Below are 16,007 nucleotides of genomic sequence, written 5' to 3'. Positions count from 1 at the left end.
GAGAAAAGCGGCCACAACGTTTTTGTTGTGGCCGCTTTTTTGCGGGCCGGGTTATCAATGCCGCCTGTACTTCGTGGTGCGCGGCACCGCAAGATCCGGGATCGGATAGCATGACGATTATCTTCAGATACGTTCACAAGCGAGGCACGCATGGCGCAAGCAAGGCAATACCAGCTGAGAATGAAGGTCTCGGCAGAACTTGCGGTGATCTTGCGAGGCGATCCAGCGGCTAACGCGCACGCTGCGCTGCATGATGTGCTGTGTGGATACGACGCAACCTTGAAGTGCCAGTACGACGCGTTCGCTGACTACGTCAGCGAAGCCGAAAAGATGGGCGTGGAGAAATATCCTCTTTACGAGTGGACCCGCGCGACCATTAAAACGCCCGCGAAAAAACCCCGCTATCTGCAATCGTTTACGGTCTACGTCGATGGCGAAGAGATATACGACGGGGATGTCGCCGACGCGCTGCACGAGGCGTTGTCGGCGCTTGCGGGCGCGGACGGTATCGTCAGCGTGATGAAGTTCGACACGAATCCGGCGAATAATCCGCAGCCGCCTGCGCGTGAGCGTTAAGGCCGGGCACGTTGATGTGCCTTTAGCGTGGGCTTTTCAGGTGCGTGACAAGCCCTGAAGCGTTCGGCCGAAAAGCGGCGACGCGAGGCTCGCAGCCGCGAGTTCGTTTGCTGCGGACACGAGCGTCGGTCCCAGTGTCTCCATGCGCTTTTCCGTCAGCCGCACAGCCGGCCCCGCAATGCTGATCACACCGATTGCCGGGTAACCGCGGCGTTGAACGGGCGCGGCCATCGCCGTCATTCCCGGAGCGAACACTTCATTGATCGTTGCATAGCCACGGGTTCGGGCCGCATCGACAAAGGCGAGCAACGCCTTGACCGTGGTCGGCGCTTTAGGCCCGTACTGTTTCGGCTGCCCGAAACCCTGACGCGTCACCAGTTCGAGCGCCCGCTCGTCGCTCATGGTCATCATCCATGCATGGCCGGTCGCGCTGCATGACAGCACGGTATCCATGCCCATGTCCGGGTCGTAGCGCAGGCCCTTTAGCGCGCCCTGCGATTTGGCGACCCACGTCAGCCTGTCGCCGTCGACGATCGCCAGCCGCACCAGCTCTCCCGATGTTTCCGCAAGGCGGTCGAGCATGCTTTGCGCGATGTCGATGATGCCCGACGTCGCGAGATAGCCAAGGCCCAGTCCGACAAGTTTCGTCGTGAGTACATAGTCGCCCTGCTCGCGCAATTGACGTACGTAGCCGCATTGCTTGAGATCGGCAAGCAACCGGTGACAGGCGCTACGCGGAATCTCGAGTTGATCTGAAATCATCGCGAGCGGCGTGCCTTCCATTTGCGTCGCAAGAAATTCAAGTACGGCCAATGTCCTTTCAGTCACGCCCGGCATGACACCTCCCGCGGATTTCTCAAAGCGGCATGATTGCACAATGCGAGATGGGATTCCACCCTGGAATGACGTCCCACTGGCGCTGTTAATCTGCGCAGCATGCAGTCTCGCCCGACGGTTCACCGCCCTGGCGCGATGGGATGCATACCAAAAGACAGGCCCCGCGCCGTCGGCATTAAACGGTTCACCTGGATGTGACGCCGACAGAGGTCTGGAACAGAAACAGGAGACAACCACAACATGGATCAGCAATCTCAACTTTCCGCGCATCAGGCGATGCGTACGCGCGCCGTGACCGCGGCAGCCATCGGAACCGCACTCGAATGGTTTGACTTCACGTTGTATGGCGCGCTGGCCGCCACCGTGTTGCCCAGGCTCTTTTTTCCGTCGATGAATCCGACTTCCGCGTTGCTGGCATCGCTCGCCACGTTTGGTGTTGGACTCGCCGCGCGGCCGCTTGGCGCGATCATCTGCGGTCATCTGGGGGACAAACTCGGGCGGCGCAACCTGATGCTCGGCACGGTCACCGTGATGGGTGTTTCCTCGATGCTAATAGGCTTTTTGCCGACCTACGCGAGCATTGGCGTATGGGCTCCGATGCTGCTGGTGCTCCTGCGTATCCTGCAGGGTTTCGCACTGGGCGGCGAATCGACGGGCGCGCAGTTGATGGCAATCGAGCATGCGAGCCCGGATCGTCGCGGCAAATATTCGGGCCTGCTCGGACTGTGTTCGCCGCTTAGCCAGATCATGGCTAACGGGGTATTGCTGCTGCTTTCATCGACCATGCCCGCACAGGCGTTTGACACGTACGGGTGGCGCATTCCGTTCATCCTGAGCTTTATTCTGGTGATCGTCGGTCTTTACATCCGGCTGCGCGTCAGCGAGACGCCCGCGTTCGTCGCGTTGCGCAAAACGGAAGTGGTCCACGTGGGGAGCCCGCTGCGCGATGTATTGCATCTTCACTGGCGAACCGTGTTGCGCTGGATGCTGTTCTTCTGCGGCCCTGCTGCGATCTTTTATCTGATCGTCGTCTTCTCGTTGAGCTACGTCACCAAGACGCTTGGCGTGCCGAAGCAGACGGGCTTCCTTTTGCTGATGGGAGCGAACGTGTGCGCGATCGTCGGCGCGCTGGCTGGCGGCATGCTGAGCGACCGTATCGGCCGGAGGAAGGCGCTTGCGATCGGCTCGACGGCGACGTTGCTGATGCTGTTCGTGTACTTCCAGATTCTCGATACGAAGAGCTTCGTACCGATGCTGGCGGCCATGGGTTTCTTTCTCGGTTTCACGCAGTTCCAGAGCGGCATCCAGCCAGTGGCCTTCGCCGAAGCATTCCCGACGAACGTGCGCTATTCCGGCTCCGCGCTTGCCTATACCGGCGCCAATCTGGTGGCGGGCGGGCCGATGCCTGTACTTGCGGTCTGGCTGTTCGCGCTATGCAATGGTTCGCCATGGGGCGTCGTCGCGGTGTGCGCAACCTTCAATGTGATTTCGCTGATCGCCATTCTCACCGCGCCTGAAACGCTTGGTATAGACATGAACCGTGTCGACTCCGCCGAAGAAGTGATCGGCGCATCAGGGCAGGCGTCCATGCAATCTCATTCACACTGAAATTCAGGCAACACAGATGAAACCACTTGTTTATGTGCTGAACGGTTCGAACCTGAACATGCTCGGCAAGCGTGAGCCTCACCTGTACGGCTCGACCACGCTTGCCCAGGTGAAGGAACGTACGGAGGCACTCGCGCTGGAACTGGGGCTTGGATGCGAGTTTCGCCAGACCAATCACGAGGGGGTGATGGTCGACTGGCTGCAGGAAGCGTTTGAAAAGGACGCGGCCGTCGTCATCAACCCGGCGGGTTTCTCGTTTGCATCGATACCGGTACTCGATGCTGTCAAGCTGATTCGCCAGCCGGTGATCGAGGTGCACATCACAAACATTCACCAGCGCGACGAGCAATATCGGCATTCGTTGATCTCACTCGCTGCACGCGGCGTGATCTGCGGTCTTGGCGTGGACGGCTATCTGCTTGCCGTGCGCGCCGTCGCGGCGGCGCTGGAGCGTCAGGAGATGCAGGCAGGCGGGAGCCACGGTGGTTAGTGTTCGTACAATGCGTTCTTCAGGCGGGAGCATGGACGCGTGCCAGAAGCGCACCGTTGTGACTGTTCAATTTTCGAAATAACCCGGCCGGTCCAGACCGGCATTCAGCCACGCGGTAGGCAGCCATTGGGTTGGAACGAAATGCCTGCGGTATTCCCTCGCTGGACCGATCACACTCGCGTATTCCGCCTTTGCCGTGGATGGTGACGACGGGTTGAGCATGGTCGTCTTCGCGCCCGTCTCGCTGGACGACGCAAAGGCCGTCGAAGCACTCCTCGCGCTGGCAGTCTGATTGCGGCGGACTGACGGTAACAGCTTCGGTATCAGGTAACGCGACGGTCGTCCGCACGAATTGCGAGCGAGGCATAAGATCACGATATGGCGAGGTCGATCCGGTCTTGCCTTTCATTTTCGTGAGGACACTGCGATGAAAGCACGACGCTTCGTATATGGCATGGCGGCGCTTTTTCTGGCGTTCGCGTCGAGCGCATGGGCGGACCAGAAACCTTACGACAAGACACAGTTCGAGCAGAACGTCGCGGAGGGCAAACCCACGATTGTTTATCTGCACGCCACCTGGTGCCCGACCTGTCGCGTACAGCAGCCAATCGTCGACCGCCTTTCGAAGGATCCGCAGTTAAAGCAGGTGACCATTTTCGTCGCGGATTTCGACAAGGAAACGGCACTCAGGAAGTCGCTCAGGATCAGCGAGCAGTCGACGTTCGTGGTTTTCAAACAGGGCCATGAGGTAGCGCGCTCGACCGGTCAGACCCAGGAACCGGCGATTCGCGACACGTTCGACAAGGCGCTTTGATGGACTTCGGGGTCGGCACCTATGCGACCGGTTTTGTTGCGGGCGCTGCATCGAGTCTCTCGCCGTGCGTTCTGCCGCTTCTGCCGATCCTGGTTGCATCCGCGCTTTCAACGCATCGCTTTGGCGCCGTGGCGCTCGCAACGGGTTTGAGCCTTTCGTTCGCGGCGGTCGGCATTTTCGTCGCGACGCTCGGCGCATCGATTGGACTCGACCCGGAGACGTTCCGGCGCGTAGCGGCGATTCTCATGATCGTCTTTGGACTGGTGATGTTGTCGGCGCGCTTGCAGGACATGTTCGCGCGCGCGACATCGCGCCTGAGCGGAGCCGGGCAGAGCGCTTTAGGTGGTGTGCGTGGCGACGGATTGATCGGGCAGTTCTGTATTGGCCTGCTGCTTGGCCTCGTGTGGAGTCCTTGCGTGGGCCCAACCCTGGGCGCGGCAACCACGCTTGCTTCGCAGGGGACCGACCTGGGTCATATTGCTTTGCTGATGGCACTGTTCGGACTCGGTGCGGGATTGCCGCTGATGATACTCGGCGGTGTATCAAGGGCATCGTTCGCGCGTGTCCGTGGCGCGTTGTCGTTGTCAGCGAAATTTGCGAAGGTGGGGCTCGGGACAGTTTTCGTCGTGCTTGGCGTGCTGATGTTGACCGGGCTGGACCGGAGCATCGAAGCGGCGGCGCTCGCGGCAAGCCCGATGTGGTTGACCGTGTTTACGACGGCGTTCTGAAATGCCCCCTCGCATCCTCGTTTCTCAAGACGGTTGAGCGTTGTCGACAAACGCAGGCGGCGTCTCACCGATCCGAACTTTACGGGTGCCCCGCAAAATCGTTACGTCAATAAAGACGAGAAAACGGTATATACTGTTTTCATCGATTATAAAGAGGAGGTCGCATGAGCGAACCCACGATCAGGAAGCCGACGAAAAAATCTTTCCATTTTCCCAGGGCGACGAACGGCACCGTCGCGCAAGCAGACAAACAGGCCGACAACGCCGGCACAGTTGTTAAGACCGTCGTTGAAGCCAGGGCTAAGGCAGCGCCAAAAGCATCGCGTCAGAAGCGCACGGCGACTGTTGAAGCAAAGCCAGTCGCAGCTGCTGTAGAAGAGAAGCCAAAACGCGCAAGGAAGGAAAAGGTTGTGCGCGACAGCTTCACCATGCCCAAATCGGACTATGCGAAGATCGCGATCCTGAAGCAGAAGTGCGTGGACGCGGGCGTTTCCGTGAAAAAGAGCGAGTTGCTGCGGGCCGGATTGCTTCTGCTGGCGTCCGTTCCGGAAAAGCGCTTGCTGGCAGCGGTTTCAGCCGTCGAAACGGTCAAGACGGGACGTCCGGCGAAATCCTGACCGGCCGATGCACGGCAGCACAAGGAGCGGGCATGTCGCGCGCTGCTTGTGCTGCGGCGTATGCTTCGATGGGACGTCTGAAGGGCCGGCGAGGACCCGATCCGGGATTTATGCCGGGGCAAATACCACTGCACCGACATTGTCGATGTGTGTGAAGCTTCGAATAAACCGGTACGTCCGGTCACCTATTGCTATCCGGTTTACGCCTGCCTGGGTACGCTCAAGTATTTCGTCAGCCATTGCCGCTGCAATGGTTCCGTGATCAGTCAGGTTGACATCTTCGCCTGCTGGGTCACCGACATAAACTGAACAGACGTCCGTACCGTGGCGCATCATCACGACGCGCGCCCCCTTGTCGAGCGAGAGTTCGAGAAATTCGGCGAGCGTCAGCAACGATTCCGGCGTGTTGTCCTGCGAGCCGCTTACAAAATCAGAAGAAGTAGTCATACGGTCGCCCCCGTCAAAGACATGTGCCCTGAAGTGGAAGATCGCCCACGGTCGACCACGGTTCCACTATAAGCGCTGGCGCGTGAATCCGGAGCAGATCAGGAAGAGTATTTGCCCAATTTCCAGCGCAGAGGGGATATCAATCCGAACGCACCGGCCGCAGTTCTCCCTCAAGGGTGATCACGGCTCATTCAGTGCCGAACCGACGGTCTTTGCCACTGACAGTAAGCATAGTCGATGAGTTTTTCCGGTGCGAGGTCGCCGTGCGTGACAAGGCAATTGAGCCTCATCGTGAGGCCTATATCTGCGATACACCATTCGCCAAAGAGATTTTCGGATTCCGCTGCGAGCAACACCCCGGAGGCTGCAAAGAGTTTCTCTTCAGCGGCGGTTGCCGTGGCTAAAAGCGGTGTCGCCTTGACGCCGTGGAACACGACGTCAGTGGCTTGTTCCGCGCGGCATCAACTGCTTAAGGGAGAGAATTGATGACGGTACTTGACGAATCTTGAGCCATTTACCGGTTGGCGCCGTTCGGACATATCGGGCACCTGAGGTTCACCGCATCCCTTTCCTGTCAAAGGTTGTATTTCGGTTCCGCATGGAACGTCTGTTCCGGGAATGGGTGACACAGGGCAGGTGTGACCTGACCACACTTCGTCATAGCCTGACTTACGACACCGTCAGAATAAGGTGATCACGCAATATAAAATACAGTTACAGTATATGTTATGACGATAATTTCTATCAAATAAGCACTGTCTGGACGCTTTTGTGACATAAAAAATATCAGATATTCGTGCAATTTTCATCCCGGGCGGATGTCATAACGAATGATTGCACGGCCCCAGGCAGGGCGGTCTTTCGGGTTGATGCGAGGAACTTCGATGAAGCTGACGGATTACACGGACTATAGTCTTCGCACATTAATGTATGCAGCGCTGCGGGACGATCAACTGGTGACGATCCAGGAGATTTCAGACGCGTTCAGCATACCGCGCAATCACCTTGTGAAAATCGTTCATGCACTCGGCAAAGCCGGTTATCTGACTACCGTCCGTGGACGGCGAGGCGGCATCCGCCTCGGCCGCGCTGCGTCGAAAATTGTTGTTGGCGATGTGGTTAGAAGCATGGAGCCGGACTTTCACATGGTCGAGTGCTTCGATACCGAACACAATCAATGTGTCATCACGGCCGCATGTGGCTTGCGCGGTGCGCTGAGTACGGCACTCAAGGCATACCTTGATGTACTCGATCACAGGACGCTCGCAGACCTGATCGAAAAACGGCAGACGCTTTCGCGTTTGCTGGAGACGTCGGTGCCCGTGCAGTTCATGCCAATGCCCGCGAACGACGCGCCGCGCAAGACAGCGGCGCAGAATAGACGGGAACGGTAAGCATCGCCTTTTAGCACTGTTGCGCATCGCTAAAGGGCCGGACGCACCGACATCTTGTGAAGTACGGCAAGACGCAAGGAAGAACGGCAACAGCCAGACGCGGGCCCGTCGCGAGTCGCCCGTTTTTCCAGGTTCTGAATCATGAATTCATTCCTTGTTATCCGCTCGATTCATATTACCTGCGTGGCACTCAGCCTGGGTGGCTTCGTCACACGAGGCATACTGCGGGCCTTCAACTCACGCCTGCTGCAAACGCGCTTTGTGCGAGTGATTCCGCACGTCATCGATACATTACTGCTCGTGAGTGGAGTGCGGCTTGCGATGCTGATTGGCTTCGCGGCAAATGCGAACTGGCTGCTCACGAAACTCGGCGCGCTGCTTGTCTACGTGGTACTCGGCAGTGTCGCGCTAAAGCACGGCAGCAGTCGGCTGATCTGCGTCGCAAGCTGGCTGGGCGCGATTGTTATTTTCGCATTCATTGTTTCCGTGGCCCGCACCCATCTTCCGCTCGGATTCTTCGCCAGGAACTGAATCGGTGCATCCGCAGCGTTAGCGTGGCTAGAACCAGGCAAGCCAACCATGACGTTAAAAAACGGGATGCAAAAACGGGGGGCCATAGATTTTTCATGGCGAAGCAGGGTGAGCAGTCCAGGCAACTGGCCCTCGCTAAAGCCGACGCGCCTTGCCAGTAATCCGCGGGCAGGACTTTGATGGAAAGCCATCAAATTCCGTCGTGATCGCTGGTTGTCGATCAAGTAGTGTTTGTTCCAGCCGGGCGGCGTTTACCGCCGGTTTATAAGCGCGGCAGCCTCACGCAGCCAGCGAACAGACCGCAACAAGGAGACAGGCATGTCATCGACGCCCCCGCCCGGAATCACGAAACCCGGCCTGACAGACGAGACGTTCGACGATCGCATCAGCGAGCAGTGGTATCAGCCGCGCATTCCGCGCGCTGTCCTCAAGGAACTGATGAAGCGCAGCGACGCGCCGGGTTTGCGCAATTTCGGACTGTGGCTTGTGCTGCTGATCGCATCGGGTGTTGTCGCGGGGTTCAGCTGGGGTAGCTGGTGGGCCGTGCCGGCGTTCTTCGTGTACGGCACGATCTACTCGTCGAGCGACGCGCGCTGGCACGAACTCGCGCACGGCACGCCGTTCAGGACGCGCTGGCTCAACGACGCGTTCTACCATCTGTCGTCGTTCATGACGATCCGCGAGGCGTACTGGTGGCGCTGGAGCCACGCGCGGCATCATACGCATACCTACTTCACCGGGCGCGATCCGGAGATCCAGGTGGCACGCCCGACGAAGGTGCTGCCGATTCTCCTCGATTTCCTTGCGCTCATCGGCGGCACCGCCGAGATTCGCAAGACCATTCGCCACGCGTTCGGCCGCATCGACGCCGCGACCGAAGCGTTCCTGCCCGCCAGCGAGAAACCGAAGATGATCTGGTCGTCGCGGATCTATCTCGCGGTGATCGTCGCGACAATCGTGCTCGCAATCGTGTTCCGTAGCTTCCTGCCGCTGATGTTCGTCTGGACGCCGCGTTTCTACGGCGGCTGGCTGCACCAGTTGCTGGGCCTCACGCAGCACGCCGGACTCGGGGTCAACGTGAAGGATCACCGGCTCAATACACGCACCGTCTACATCAATCCGGTATTTCGTTTCCTGTACCTGAACATGAACTATCACCTCGAGCATCACCTGCTGCCGATGGTGCCGTTTCATGCGCTGCCGCGTCTGCACGATGCCATCAAGGACCAGTTGCCGCCCGCATATCCGAATCTTTACGCAACCTGGCGCGAGATGGTGCCGGCATTGTGGAAGCAACGGCGCGATCCGGCTCATGTGATCGAACGCACGCTACCCGAACCATCAGCGGGCGGCCAGGCGAATTTCACTGCACAGCCGGGTACCTGAAAGAGACTGCTTCGGCTTCTGCATCGCTGTAAATCCATTACTTCTTGCATCCATGGGAGGCATCGTGGCAGTCGATACCGACAACACGAAGTGGGTCGTCGCATGTACCACCCACGACATCGACGAAGAAGATGTACTGCGTTTCGATCATGAAGGCACGAGCTACGCGGTGTACCGGCTGGCGGATGGCTTTCACGCATCGGACGGCTGGTGCACGCACGAACAGGCGCATCTCGCGGAAGGCTTCGTCGTGAACGGCGAGATCGAATGTCCGCTCCATCAAGGCCGTTTCGACATCGTCAGCGGCAAGCCGATGAGTCCGCCCGTCTGCGTGAAACTGAAAACCTGGCCGGTGCGCGTCGAAGGCCACAACGTGCTGATCGGCGTACTTTCTACAGCCGCAAAGGATGCCGTATGAAAACCGCCGAACATGCCGCGATGGTGATCGTGGGCGCGGGACAGTGCGGGGCGCGTACCGCACATGCATTGCGCGACAACGGCTGGGACGGCGAGATCACCCTCCTTGGCAACGAGGGACTCGCACCGTATGACAGGCCGCCGCTCTCCAAGGCCGTGCTGCTCGGGCAAAAGACCACCGGACAGTGCACGCTTTTCGATGAGGCGTTCTATCGCGACAACCGCATCGATCTACGCGTCGATGCACCGGTCAGCGGGATCGATCGCGCGGAGCGCAGGGTGGTGCTCGGCGATGGCCGCACGGTGTCGTACCGCCGGCTGCTGATCGCGACGGGTGCCGAGCCGCGCCGGCTCGCCGTGCCAGGCGCCGCGCTTGCCGGAGTGCATCTGCTGCGCACCGTGCCCGATGCGTTGTCGATTGTCGACGAACTGTCGCCAGGGCGGCGCATCGCGGTGGTCGGTGCGGGTTTTATCGGACTCGAAATCGCGGCGACCGCGATCGCGCGCGGCTGTAAAGTGGTCGTCATCGAAGCGGCCGCGCGTGCGTTGATGCGCGCCGTGCCGGAAATCGTCGCGGGTTATCTGGTCGAGCGGCATCGCCAGATGGGGGTCGATGTTCGCTTCGCCACACAGGTCGAACGTATTCTTGGCGATACACGGGCAACGGGTCTCAAGCTGTCCGACGGCACCACGCTGGAATGCGATGCGGTTGTCGTGGGTGTCGGTGTGACGCCGCGCACCGCGCTCGCGGAAGCAGCCGGTATCGATGTCGCGGACGGCATTGCGGTCGACGATACGCTGCGTACCAACGATCCCTGGATTTTTGCCGCCGGCGATGTGTGCTCATTCCCGCACCGGCTGTTCCGCCGCCGTATCCGGCTCGAGTGCTGGAAGAATGCGGAAGATCATGCGCGGATCGTGGCGCGCAACATGCTCGATTACGGCGAAACCTATTCGGCGGTCCCATGGTTCTGGTCGAATCAGTACGACATGACGATTCAGATCGCCGGCATGCCTGCGTTCGGCACGACGAGTGTGGTACGTGACACCGGATCGGCTTCGCGCGTGTTCTTCGCGCTCGACCGCGAAGGTGTGCTGGTCGGCACAAGCGGTGTTGGCCAGTTGAGCGAGGTCGCACGCGAAGTGCGCGCCGCACAGGAACTGATCGGCCGTCGCGCACGCATCGATCCGGCGGTGCTGGCGGATTGCTCGGTGAAACTGAAGTCGCTGCTGGCGGCGGAGGCGCTATGAGCCAACGCTTGCTGGTCTTCCAGTCGATGTGGGCGATGGAACGGCGTCACGGCGATGGCTTCGAGCGATCGCTCGAAGAGAACCTGCGCATGATTGCCGGGGCCGGTTTCGACGGCATCAGCGCGCACTACGCGGACCGTGCAGAAGTGCGGCGGCTAGCGGCGCTACGCAAGACGTATGGGCTGGACGTGGAGGGTCAATGCTTTCCGCGTACCGTCGACGATCTGCAACCGGTGCTCGAGAACGCAACCGAATCTGGCGTGCATCACATCGACCTGCAGCCCGATGTGCGGCCGCGCGGCACTGCAGAAGCGGTGACGCTGCTCGACGGGTGGTCGCGTCTTGCGGAGCAGGTGGATTTCCCGGTGTACATCGAAACGCACCGCGACCGCATGACCACCGACCTCTATTTCACACTCGACCTGCTCGATGCGCGTCCCGGGACAAAACTGCTCGGCGACATTTCACATTACCTCGTAGGCCGGGAGTTCGCATGGCCGGTATCCGGCGAGAACCATGCGCTGATGCATCGCATTCTCGACAGTTCCTGGGCGTTTCATGGCCGCGTTGCGAGCCGCGAGCAGGTTCAGATCGAGCTGTCATTCGAGCCGCACAGGATGTGGGTGGACCTGTTCCTCGACTGGTGGCGCTACGGTTTCGCGTCGTGGTGCAAACGCGCGGGAGCGGACGACACGCTCGCGTTCACCTGTGAGCTTGGTCCGAAGCCCTACGCGATCATTGGCCGCGACGGCAACGATACGACGGACCGTTGGGCCGAATCATTGCTGTTGCGCGACTGGATTCGTGACGTATGGCGCGACGTGCGGCAGCACCACGCCGCATCCGTGCAAGCGGTGTTTCCTGAGTAACGCATGACGCAGCCGTGGCTTGTCTCAATCTTCACGCGACAGGTCCCCGCGCAGGATGCCTTCGTCGCCGGCGGATAAGTCGCAGATGCCATCTGCCTTGACCGCCGCGCTCCGCAACGCAAGGTGGGTCTGATTCCTGTCATCGAACGCATTGGTATTAACCGGTCCAGCGCGTTGTGATTCAGACGTGCTGGCAACCACACCTTGGTCGTTCAGCATCCGCCCATCATCCACGGCGATCTCCATGCCGACTTATCCGAAGCCAGATACACGATGGCTTTCGCGATCTCCCAAGGTTTGCCGAAGCGTTCCGCGAGAATGGAATCGACGATCTTTTGATTGTCAGACGCGGGATTGGCGGACCGTCGAAGGTGCGCTCCAGTATTCATGGATTTCATCGCGGACGTGTTTGCCGGCATCTCCGCGCTAAACGAAGCGTCTCGCCCTATACCGCCTCGCGCGATACTCTCCGCAAGGGAGCGCAGAAGTCGCAAACAGACATTTGAGCGCGCGTTACCTGCCGGCAAGAACAGGCCCAGCAGGCTTTACCCAGGCGGTACAATCCTTCATTCTGCTTTCAATGGGATTTTGCTGAACGTAGTAACGTATAGAAGAATCTATTTTTAGCACGATCACCCTGGTTATTGAGGCGCTTATGTCCACGGACGCAGACACGATCACCGATGAGCTGGTCGCTGCAATCGCAGATCGCATGGTCGAAGAAGGCAGAAGGGTTTCTCCAGTCACAATCTGGTCAGAGGTTCGCGGCGGTTCGCTGGTTGCGATCGTGGCGGCCCTGCAGCGCTGGCGCGAAGCGCGGCAGCCCGCAACACAGGAATCGCTGGTTCAGGCGGGATTGCCCGAGGGCCTTGTCGAAACGATGATGAGCGCCGCAGGTCGCATCTGGACGGTGTCGCACGCGGAGGCGGAGAAGGCGTTCAGTCAGCGTCTCGTGGAGATGAACGAGCACGTCGCCACCGCTCATGTAGAACGGGACGAGGCGCTTGCCGAGTTTCAGAAGATACTCGAAGAAGTCGACGCGGGGCGTAAGGCGCGTGAGGAACTAACCGCGGTCGTCTCAAGCAAAAGCGAAGAGATTGCGCGAACAAACCAGCAGCTTGACGCAGCGCGGCAGGAGATCGCAACGTTGAGCGACGCCTGTCAGGCGAAGTCGGAAGAGGTGGCGCGCTGGTCGCAGGAAGCGGGCACGGCTTCATCGCGCGCGGAAGCTGCCGAAACGCGTATCGAGGAACTCGTACTGCGTGCATCCGAAGAAGCTGCTGCGCTGGAAGCGACGAAGGCGTCGCTTGAGGAAGCACACAAGGCGCGTGAAGAATTAACCGCGGTCGTTTCAAGCAAAAACGAAGAGATTGCGCGAACGAACCAGCAGCTTGACGCGGCGCGGCAAGAGATCGCAACGTTAAGCGACGCCTGTCAGACGAAATCGGAAGAGGTGACGCACTGGTCGCAAGAGGCAAGCGCGGCTTCATCGCGCGTGGAAGCTGCCGAAACGCGTATCGAGGAACTTGTACAGCGTGCATCTGAAGAAGCAGTTGCGCTGGAAGCCACGAAGACGTCGCTCGAAGAGTCACACAAGGCGCGTGAAGAACTGACTGCGATCGTCGCTAGCAGGAGCGACGAGATCGCTCAGAGGAACCAGCAGCTTGACGCAGCGAGGCAAGAGATCGCGACGTTGAGCGACGCGTGCCACGCAAAGTCGGAAGAAGTGACACGCTGGTCGCAAGAGGCAAGCGCGGCTTCATCGCGCGCTGAAGCTGCTGAAACACGCATTGAGGAACTCGTACAACGTGCGTCGGAGGAAGCAGCGAAACTGGAAGCTGCAAATGTATCGCTTGAAGAGTCACAGAAGGCGCGTGAAGAGCTGACTGCGATCGTCGCTAGCAGGAGCGACGAGATCGCTCAGAAGAACCAGCGACTTGACGAGGCACAGCATGAGATCGCGACCCTGAACGACGTGTGCCAGGTAAAGTCGGAAGAAGTGACACGCCGGTCGCAAGAGGCAAGCGCGGCTTCCTTGCGCGCCGAAGCCGCTGAAACACGCATCGAGGAACTCGTACAGCGTGCGTCAGGGGAAGCAGCGAAACTGGAAGCTGCAAATGCGTCGCTTGAAGAGGCGCATCATGCGCATGAACAGTTGAGCGCAGTCGTCTCAAGCAGGAGTGACGAAATCACGCAGGTTAATCAGCAGCTCGACGCGGCACGGCAGGAGATCGCAACGCTGAGCGACGCCTGTCAGGCGAAGTCGGAAGAAGTGACGCGCCGGTCGCAGGAAGCGGGCACAGCTTCATCGCGCGCTGAAGCGGCGAGAGCAGAGGTGAACGAGTGCGTTGCACGGCTTGCCGCGATGGAGGCTCAACGGGATCAGGCCCGTACAGCGTTTGTGACGGAGCGTAAGGCAGGCGCGGCGCGCAAGGAAGAGGCATTGGCCCAGCTCACCGAACTGCAGCGCATAACCGGGGAACTCGGTGAGGCCCGCGAACGCGAAAGCGTCTTGACTGCCGCGAAGATGGCCGCGAGTGCCGAACTCGCCCGCGTTTCGCAGGAAGCCTCTGCCGCGGAGGACCGCGCGGATGCCGCCGAAAAACATGTCGCGCAACTGGAGCAGCGTCTCGCCGCGCACGAGGCAGCCGACTCGACGGAAAGCCAGCGCGCACGGCAAGTTGCCATGCACGCCAGTGAATCCGCGGGCGCGGAAGACATCGATGCTTTGCAACGTCAGCTGGCGGCACAGGCCAGAGCCCACGAAAAGGCCTTCGACGAGCTTCGTGCCAATGCCGAACAGTGGGCGGCGCATGCCAAAGAGCTTAAACAAAGACTTGGCCAGGCAGGCGAGAAGATATTGTTCATCGACGCGCGCAGCACGGGAGAAGTCGCGCTGTTGCGGCGACTCTCATCCGAGCTGGAGCGGGTCAAGCCGGATCACGAACTGGTATCCCGGGAAATGCAGCAGAAACTGATCGGCGCGACGATGGTTCAGCAACTCGCCCAGAAGGGCTACCGGTATAACCCGGCTACGGCCGTCATGTCCAGGGTGGATAGTTGAGGAACGCGATGACACAACAACTGACAATCGATTTTGTTTCCGATATCGCATGCCCGTGGTGTGCGATCGGCCTGTCTTCACTTCAGCTTGCATTATCGCGACTTGGCGAAGCGGTCGACGCCCGGATCGTCGTGCATCCCTTTGAGCTGAATCCGGAGATGGGAACTGGCGGCGAGGCTATCGTCGACTATCTCGGCAAGAAATACGGACGCACACCGGAACAGATCGCCGAAACACAAGCCATGATCCGTGAGCGGGGCGAGAGTGTGGGCTTTGCGTTCGGCCCGCGTACGCGTGTCTATAACACCTTCGACGCGCATCGCCTGATGCATTGGGCCGGTATCGAAGGCAGGCAGTTGCCGCTCAAAATGGCACTGCTGCGGGCTTACCATTCCGGGGGCAAGGACCCGAGTGACCACGAAGTCCTGGTCGAAGCGGCCCGGTCCGTGGGACTCGACGCCGCGGAGGCAGGCGATGTGCTGCAAAGCGATCGCTATGCAGACGACGTTCGCGCCGAAGAACAGAAATACCAGGCGATGGGCATCCACTCGGTGCCGGCGATCATCTTCAACCAGCGCTATCTGGTGTCCGGCGGGCAACCCGTGGAAACCTTCGAGCAGGCCATCCAGCAGATTCTGTCCGAAACGTAACGTTCAGGCCGGGCGGGACGATGGGCGAGGCAAGCCGGCGAAATTGCATCAATCCGGCGATGGCGATTTCAAACGCTGGTTTCGCAGATGGGCGATCATCTACCCGGTCGGGCTCTGAACATCCGGTCAGAAAAAATCGCCTGCACCGCTCAAGAATCGCGAACTATTGCCGATAATGCGTGCGGAGGATTTGTTTACCCGATTCCTGGGCGTTCATCGCCGGACGCACCGCACCAGGAAGGGCACACGAAGACCTGAACAGGCTGGAATTTGCAAGGCACGGCCGGTGGGTCGCCCCGTCGGGTCGGGGTTGCGGACAACAATTCAA

17 protein-coding genes and 3 pseudogenes are annotated in these 16,007 nt (G+C 59.8%); 16 read left to right on the top strand and 4 right to left on the bottom strand.

The window, feature by feature from the left end; all coding sequences use genetic code 11:
- Positions 1 to 150 precede the first annotated feature (150 nt).
- Positions 151 to 576, top strand: a complete 426-nt coding sequence (locus LPA34_RS03130) for a hypothetical protein (RefSeq protein ID WP_228974822.1) — start codon at positions 151 to 153, stop codon at positions 574 to 576.
- A 36-nt stretch (positions 577 to 612) separates the two neighbouring features.
- Here LPA34_RS03130 and LPA34_RS03125 read toward each other — a convergent pair whose 3' ends face one another.
- Positions 613 to 1,413, bottom strand: coding sequence for an IclR family transcriptional regulator (locus LPA34_RS03125; RefSeq protein WP_228974820.1), 801 nt, complete (start codon positions 1,411 to 1,413; stop codon positions 613 to 615).
- Between the two features lie 240 nt (positions 1,414 to 1,653).
- Here LPA34_RS03125 and LPA34_RS03120 point away from each other — a divergent pair, with 240 nt between their 5' ends.
- From LPA34_RS03120 to LPA34_RS03100, 6 genes and pseudogenes are all read left to right on the top strand, one after another.
- Positions 1,654 to 3,021 (top strand): MFS transporter, encoded by a 1,368-nt coding sequence (locus LPA34_RS03120; RefSeq protein ID WP_228974819.1) that lies wholly within the window; start codon positions 1,654 to 1,656, stop codon positions 3,019 to 3,021.
- A 16-nt stretch (positions 3,022 to 3,037) separates the two neighbouring features.
- Positions 3,038 to 3,511, top strand: a complete 474-nt coding sequence (locus LPA34_RS03115; RefSeq protein ID WP_228974817.1) for a type II 3-dehydroquinate dehydratase — start codon at positions 3,038 to 3,040, stop codon at positions 3,509 to 3,511.
- Positions 3,512 to 3,629: 118 nt separating this feature from the next.
- Positions 3,630 to 3,803, top strand: a pseudogene (locus tag LPA34_RS26940) (transcriptional regulator); the annotation flags it as partial.
- A gap of 135 nt (positions 3,804 to 3,938) precedes the next feature.
- Complete coding sequence (locus LPA34_RS03110) at positions 3,939 to 4,325, top strand: thioredoxin family protein (protein ID WP_228974814.1); 387 nt, start codon at positions 3,939 to 3,941, stop codon at positions 4,323 to 4,325.
- Positions 4,325 to 5,053 (top strand): cytochrome c biogenesis CcdA family protein, encoded by a 729-nt coding sequence (locus LPA34_RS03105; RefSeq protein ID WP_228974812.1) that lies wholly within the window; start codon positions 4,325 to 4,327, stop codon positions 5,051 to 5,053. The genes LPA34_RS03110 and LPA34_RS03105 overlap by 1 nt, the downstream gene beginning before the upstream one ends.
- Positions 5,054 to 5,217: 164 nt before the next feature.
- Positions 5,218 to 5,670, top strand: a complete 453-nt coding sequence (locus tag LPA34_RS03100) for a hypothetical protein (protein WP_228974803.1) — start codon at positions 5,218 to 5,220, stop codon at positions 5,668 to 5,670.
- Between the two features lie 108 nt (positions 5,671 to 5,778).
- On the opposite strand, the gene LPA34_RS03095 is transcribed toward LPA34_RS03100, so the two are convergent.
- Together LPA34_RS03095 and LPA34_RS27045 are read right to left on the bottom strand one after the other, a co-directional pair.
- Positions 5,779 to 6,117, bottom strand: coding sequence for a hypothetical protein (locus LPA34_RS03095; protein WP_228974802.1), 339 nt, complete (start codon positions 6,115 to 6,117; stop codon positions 5,779 to 5,781).
- 191 nt (positions 6,118 to 6,308) lie between these two features.
- A pseudogene (locus LPA34_RS27045) lies at positions 6,309 to 6,563 on the bottom strand (glutathione transferase); the annotation flags it as partial.
- 438 nt (positions 6,564 to 7,001) lie between these two features.
- On the opposite strand from LPA34_RS27045, the gene LPA34_RS03090 reads away from it, so the two are divergent.
- The 6 genes from LPA34_RS03090 (at position 7,002) to LPA34_RS03065 (ending at position 11,965) form a co-directional block, all read left to right on the top strand.
- Positions 7,002 to 7,511 (top strand): Rrf2 family transcriptional regulator, encoded by a 510-nt coding sequence (locus LPA34_RS03090; RefSeq protein WP_228974800.1) that lies wholly within the window; start codon positions 7,002 to 7,004, stop codon positions 7,509 to 7,511.
- A gap of 141 nt (positions 7,512 to 7,652) precedes the next feature.
- On the top strand, positions 7,653 to 8,042 hold the full coding sequence (locus tag LPA34_RS03085) for a SirB2 family protein (RefSeq protein WP_228974798.1): 390 nt from the start codon (positions 7,653 to 7,655) through the stop codon (positions 8,040 to 8,042).
- A 318-nt stretch (positions 8,043 to 8,360) separates the two neighbouring features.
- Positions 8,361 to 9,428 (top strand): fatty acid desaturase, encoded by a 1,068-nt coding sequence (locus tag LPA34_RS03080; protein ID WP_228974795.1) that lies wholly within the window; start codon positions 8,361 to 8,363, stop codon positions 9,426 to 9,428.
- A gap of 64 nt (positions 9,429 to 9,492) precedes the next feature.
- Complete coding sequence (locus LPA34_RS03075; protein WP_228974794.1) at positions 9,493 to 9,846, top strand: non-heme iron oxygenase ferredoxin subunit; 354 nt, start codon at positions 9,493 to 9,495, stop codon at positions 9,844 to 9,846.
- Entirely contained in the window at positions 9,843 to 11,096 is a 1,254-nt protein-coding gene (locus tag LPA34_RS03070) for an NAD(P)/FAD-dependent oxidoreductase (protein ID WP_228974792.1), read from the top strand. The genes LPA34_RS03075 and LPA34_RS03070 overlap by 4 nt, the downstream gene beginning before the upstream one ends.
- Complete coding sequence (locus tag LPA34_RS03065) at positions 11,093 to 11,965, top strand: sugar phosphate isomerase/epimerase family protein (RefSeq protein ID WP_228974790.1); 873 nt, start codon at positions 11,093 to 11,095, stop codon at positions 11,963 to 11,965. The genes LPA34_RS03070 and LPA34_RS03065 overlap by 4 nt, the downstream gene beginning before the upstream one ends.
- Positions 11,966 to 11,989: 24 nt before the next feature.
- Here the strand turns inward: LPA34_RS03065 and LPA34_RS03060 are convergent, their stop codons facing one another.
- Positions 11,990 to 12,211 carry a hypothetical protein gene (locus LPA34_RS03060; protein WP_228974789.1) on the bottom strand — a complete coding sequence of 74 codons (222 nt, stop codon included), beginning with the start codon at positions 12,209 to 12,211 and terminating at the stop codon, positions 11,990 to 11,992.
- 409 nt (positions 12,212 to 12,620) lie between these two features.
- Between LPA34_RS03060 and LPA34_RS03055 the strand changes: the two are divergent.
- The 3 genes and pseudogenes from LPA34_RS03055 to LPA34_RS03045 form a co-directional block, all read left to right on the top strand.
- Positions 12,621 to 12,977 (top strand): annotated as a pseudogene (locus LPA34_RS03055) (DNA-binding protein); the annotation flags it as partial.
- Between the two features lie 483 nt (positions 12,978 to 13,460).
- Entirely contained in the window at positions 13,461 to 15,029 is a 1,569-nt protein-coding gene (locus tag LPA34_RS03050) for a coiled-coil domain-containing protein (RefSeq protein ID WP_228975325.1), read from the top strand.
- 8 nt (positions 15,030 to 15,037) lie between these two features.
- A complete protein-coding gene (locus tag LPA34_RS03045; RefSeq protein WP_228974787.1) occupies positions 15,038 to 15,679 on the top strand; it encodes a DsbA family oxidoreductase in 642 nt (213 codons plus the stop codon).
- Positions 15,680 to 16,007 lie beyond the last annotated feature (328 nt).

Source organism: Paraburkholderia gardini (assembly GCF_907164575.1).
GTDB lineage: Bacteria > Pseudomonadota > Gammaproteobacteria > Burkholderiales > Burkholderiaceae > Paraburkholderia > Paraburkholderia gardini.
The sequence above is the reverse complement of the archived record's forward strand: the minus strand, read 5'-3'. Positions and strand labels throughout refer to the sequence as shown.